Origin of the sequence: Tepidimonas sp. (assembly GCF_036825565.1) — a bacterium.
Classification (GTDB): Bacteria; Pseudomonadota; Gammaproteobacteria; order Burkholderiales; family Burkholderiaceae_C; genus Tepidimonas.
This window is the reverse complement of sequence record NZ_DAISXZ010000112.1, coordinates 1-4431: the sequence shown is the minus strand read 5'-3', so window position 1 is coordinate 4431 and position 4431 is coordinate 1. Positions and strand designations below refer to the sequence as shown.

General features: G+C 71.8%; 4 protein-coding genes and 1 pseudogene. 1 reads left to right on the top strand and 4 read right to left on the bottom strand.

The window, feature by feature from the left end; translation table 11 throughout:
• Window positions 1-16: 16 nt before the first annotated feature.
• The 3 genes and pseudogenes from uraD to V7026_RS11080 form a co-directional block, all read right to left on the bottom strand.
• Window positions 17-1795, bottom strand: coding sequence for a 2-oxo-4-hydroxy-4-carboxy-5-ureidoimidazoline decarboxylase (gene uraD / locus V7026_RS11090; RefSeq protein WP_334155436.1), 1779 nt, complete (start codon window positions 1793-1795; stop codon window positions 17-19).
• Window positions 1792-2763 (bottom strand): annotated as a pseudogene (puuE, locus tag V7026_RS11085) (allantoinase PuuE). Before puuE ends, uraD begins: the two are co-directional and overlap by 4 nt.
• A 14-nt stretch (window positions 2764-2777) precedes the next feature.
• A complete protein-coding gene (locus tag V7026_RS11080; RefSeq protein WP_068610610.1) occupies window positions 2778-3443 on the bottom strand; it encodes a GntR family transcriptional regulator in 666 nt (221 codons plus the stop codon).
• Window positions 3444-3516: 73 nt separating this feature from the next.
• Between V7026_RS11080 and uraH the strand changes: the two genes are divergently transcribed.
• On the top strand, window positions 3517-3870 hold the full coding sequence (gene uraH, locus V7026_RS11075; protein WP_068610608.1) for a hydroxyisourate hydrolase: 354 nt from the start codon (window positions 3517-3519) through the stop codon (window positions 3868-3870).
• On the opposite strand, the gene V7026_RS11070 is transcribed toward uraH, so the two are convergent.
• Window positions 3855-4431 (bottom strand): hypothetical protein (locus V7026_RS11070; protein ID WP_334155435.1); only part of this gene is annotated, 577 nt, incomplete at its 5' end. The genes uraH and V7026_RS11070 overlap by 16 nt on opposite strands.

The window sequence follows — 4431 nt, the reverse complement described above, 5'->3', positions numbered from 1 at the left end:
GGGGCGGCAGGGGTGGTCAGGCCAACTCGGCCGCCAGATCGCGCAGCAAGCGTGCAAAGGCCTGCACCGCCAGCTCGATGTCGTCGCTGGTGGTGGATTCCAGCGGGTTGTGGCTGATGCCGCCGTTTTCGCCGCGCACGAACAGCATGGCCTGGGGCAGGCGGCGGTGCAGCATCATCGCGTCGTGGCCGGCGCCACTGGGCAGGTGGTGCAGGGGCAGCCCCAGGGCGGCGACGGCACGCTCCCAGCGGGCTTGCCAGGCAGGGTCGCTCGGGGCGGCGCTGGCGCGCAGCGTCTCGCGCAGCGTCAGCGCCAGGCCGCGCTGCGCGGCGATTGCATGGGCGGTTTCCAGTACCGCTTGCGCCAGGGTGTCGCGGGCGGCGTCCGTGGGGGCGCGCAGGTCCAGGCTGAAACGGCACCGCCCCGGCACCACGTTGATCGAACCCGCGGGTACCTCCAAGATGCCCACCGTGCCGACCGTGCCCGGGTGCTCACGGGCCAACCGTTCGACAGCCAGCGTCAGCTCGGCGGCGCCCGCCGCGGCGTCGCGCCGCTGCGTCATCGGGGAGGTGTCGGCGTGGCAGGCCACGCCGGCGTATTCGCCCAGCCAGCGCACGCTGCCGTTGATGCCGGTGACGATGCCCAGCGGCCGGTTGGCCTCCGACAGCACCGGCCCCTGCTCGATGTGGACTTCCACGAAGCCCAGGTAGCGCCCCGGGTCGCGCGCGCAGGCGTCGATGGCGGCCAGGGTGCCGGGCAGGCCCGCGCGGCGCATGGCCTCGGCCATGGGGATGCCGTCCGCGTCCGTCAGGTCCAGCCAGGCGGGGTCGAACGCTCCCACCAGCGGGGCCGAGCCCAGAAAGGTGGCCGGGTAGCGCTGGCCTTCCTCTTCGGCGAAGGCCACCACCTCGATGCCGAAGGGCAGGCGCTCGCCACGCGCGTGCAGCGCCTGCACCGCCGCCAGCGGCACCGCAATGCCCAGCCGGCCGTCGTGGGGGCCGGCGCGGCGCACCGTGTCGTAATGGCTGCCGGTCAATAACCACGGGGCATCGGGCCGCTGCCCGGCGTAGCGCCCCACCACATTGCCCACGGCGTCGGTGTCCACCGTGTCGCAGCCCGCCGCACGCATCCACCCCGCAATGTCGGCCGCGCAGGCGCGGTGCGCCGCGCTCAGATAGGTCACGGTCAGGTGTTCCGGGTGTTCGCTGTGGCGCGCCAAGGCCGCCAGTTGGTCCCATACCGCATGGCCGGCGGTGGGCTCCCAGCCCAGCTTGTCGTGCAGGCGGATTTCCGCGATGCGGTGGATCTGCCGCAGGCACTCGCGCCGCTCGTCGTCTGGGTGCGCGTGCAGCCGGCGCTCGAAGGCGGCGATGATCTGCGCGCGCGACAACCCCCGGCCGCGCGGTCCGCGCACCGCCAGAATGAACGGCCAGCCAAAGCGGGCCCGGTACCCGGCGTTGAGCCGCTGCAGCGTCGCGTATTCCTCGGGCGTGCAGTGCGTCAGGCCGGCGCGGCTTTGCTCATTGGTGGATTCGGCCGTCAGTGTGCCGGCCACCATGGCCTTGCCGGCCAGCTCCGGGTGGGAGCGGATGAGCGCCGGTTGCGCCTGCACATCGGCCCTTTCCACGACGTCGGCGCAGGCGGCGACCAGAGCCGCAGGAGTGGCGAACGGCCGGCGCGCCAGCGCCGAGCGCACGATCCACGGCGAATGCTCGTACAGCCCGTCCAGCCGTGCGCACGCCTCGTCCAGAGGGGCGGCATTCAGGGCGTCGAGGGCGGGGATGCCGGTCGTCATGCCGTGCCCTCCAAAGCGGCGGGGTAGGGGTGGGTGTCGCGCCAGTGGCGGGCGATGTCCACACGCCGCGCCACCCAGACGTGCGGATGCCGCTGCACATGGTCCAAAAAGCGCTGCAGTGCTCCGATGCGGCCCGGGCGCCCAAGCAGTCGGCAGTGCATGCCGACGCTCATCATCTGCGGGCGGTCCAGTCCGTCCGGATCGCCCTCGGCATACAGCGCGTCGAAGGTGTCGCGCAAATAGTGGAAGAACGGATCGGCGTGCGAATAGCCCTGCGGCAGCGAAAACCGCATGTCGTTGCAGTCCAGCGTGTACGGCACCACCAGGTGCGGCACCACGGTACCGTCGCTGCGGCGCACGCGCATCCAGAACGGCAGGTCGTCGCCGTAGTAGTCGCTGTCGTACAGAAAGCCGCCGTGGTCCACCACCAGCCGCCGTGTGTTCGGGCTGTCGCGCCCGGCGTACCAGCCCAGCGGGAGCTCACCGGTCAGGGCGGTCTGGATGGCCACCGCCTGCGCCAAGTGGGCGCGCTCGGTGGCCTCGTCCACCTGCTGGTAGTGTATTCACTTGAGGCCGTGGCAGGCGATTTCGTGGCCGGCGGCCCGGCAGGCGGCCGCCACCTCGGGGTGGCGCTGCAGTGCGCTGGCCACGCCAAATACGGTCAGCGACAGACCGCGGGATTCGAACTCGCGCAGAATGCGCCAGACCCCCACGCGCGAGCCGTACTCGTAGATGCTCTCCATGCTCAGGTGGCGGTCGGGGTAGGCGGCCGGCGCGAACATTTCGGACAAAAACGTCTCGCTGGCCGCGTCGCCGTGCAGCACGCAGTTCTCGCCGCCTTCTTCGTAATTGAGGACGAATTGCACGGCGATGCGCGCGCCCCCCGGCCAGCGCGCGTGCGGCGGGCGGCGGCCATAGCCGATCAGGTCGCGCGGATAGGGGGCGGTGCTGTCGTACACGGTGGGCATGGGTCGGGCGGGGGTCAGGTCAGCGCGAGCGCCAAATCGGCGCTGGGCCGGGGGTGGTCGAACGACAGGCCGGCCACCACGTGTTCCAGGTGCTCGGCCATCAGGCGCGCGGCACGCTCGCCGTCACCCGCAGCCAGCGCGTCCACGATGGCCACGTGCTCGTCGCTGGAGTGGCGGGCGGCCGGGTCGTTTTGGTACATCAGCGTGATGAGCGCGCTGCGCGAGAGCAGCTCGCCCAGTATCTCTGCCAGGACCCGATTGCCCGACAGTTCGGCCAGCCGCAGGTGGAAGTCGCCCAGCAACTGGTTGCGGCCCGCGACGTCGTGCCGGGCAATGGCGTCCTGCTCGGCCCGCAGATGCTCGCGCAGGGTGTGCAGATCGGCGGCGCCGAGCCGTCCCGCCAGCCCGCGCACCAGGTCCACCTCCAGCGTGCGGCGCACGGCCAGCAGTTGGCGCGCCTCGTCCGCCGAGGGGGCGGCGACGAAGGCACCGCGCGCCGGCTCCAGCCGTACCAAGCGGTTTTGCGCCAACTGGTGCAGGGCCTGCCGCACCAGCGTGCGCGAGACGCCAAAGTGCGCCGCCAGACGCAGTTCGGGCAGTTTGGTGCCCGGCAGCAGCCGGTGCTCGACGATGGCGCGCGTCAGCGCATCGACGATGTCGCGGGTGCTGGTGTGGGCCATGGGCGCATCATAGCCACAAAGCCCGCAATCTGTATACACTTTGGTGCACAACACAACCCGATCTGGAGGCGCCATGGGCCTGAGCACGCACGTCCTCGACACCATGCACGGCTGCCCGGCCGCTGGCATGGCGGTTTCCCTGTTCGCCACGGGCGCGGGCGAGCCCCGGCTGATCAAGCGCGTGGTGCTCAACGCCGATGGGCGCAACCCGGACGGCCCGTTGCTCGCCACGGGCGAGCTGAGCGCCGGCACCTACCGGCTGGTGTTCGAGGTGGCGGACTACTTTCGGTCCCGCCAGGTGGCGCTGCCGCAGCCGCCGTTTCTGGACCGCGTGGCGCTGGATTTTGGGGTGGCCGATCCGCAGGCGCACTACCACGTGCCCCTGCTGGTCAGCCCCTGGAGCTATGCCACCTACCGCGGCAGTTGAACGGGTTGGGCCGCCGCGTCCTCGCCTTGCGCGACGCGGGTGGCGGCGCTGCCCGCCGGCGCCTTGCGTGCCGCCGTCGTGGGCGCTTGGCGCGTTTTGGCCGCACCCGCCGGGCGGCTGGCCGCGGGGCTCGTGGTGGGCTGGGCCGCCCGTGCCGGTGGCGGGGGCATGCGGTCGAGCTGGCCTTCGGTCAGCGTGTCGAGCTGGAAGGTGCCGCTCTTGTCCCACAGCCAGGTGTCGGTGTAGCTGACGCTCCCCAGACGCTGGGGGGCGGGGAAGGGGGCCGCCGCCCGCACCAGCCGTTCGATTTCGGCCTTGACGTGCGGCACATGGTCCGGCGCGCGCATCCATTCGAACCGCCGCAGTTCGCCGCGCGGGCCGATGTCCAGCCGCATCACGCCCACGGCCTGGATCAGCGGGGGCAGCTTGCCGCGAAACACCCGGTCGCCATAGTGTTCGTACAGGTGCTGGGCGCCGTCGCGGCGGTAGTCGCGCTCGTTCGCCGCGAGCGAGACCTTGCCCGTGAACGGGGGCTCGGGCGCCGGCGCCGGGCTGTGTCTT

What these genes read in the sequence shown, in the direction of transcription:
- uraH (WP_068610608.1), top strand. Translation starts at nt 3,517, where the DNA reads ATGGGCCTGAGCACGCACGTCCTCGACACCATGCACGGCTGCCCGGCC.
- V7026_RS11080 (WP_068610610.1), bottom strand. Translation starts at nt 3,443, where the DNA reads ATGGCCCACACCAGCACCCGCGACATCGTCGATGCGCTGACGCGCGCC.
- uraD (WP_334155436.1), bottom strand. Translation starts at nt 1,795, where the DNA reads ATGACGACCGGCATCCCCGCCCTCGACGCCCTGAATGCCGCCCCTCTG.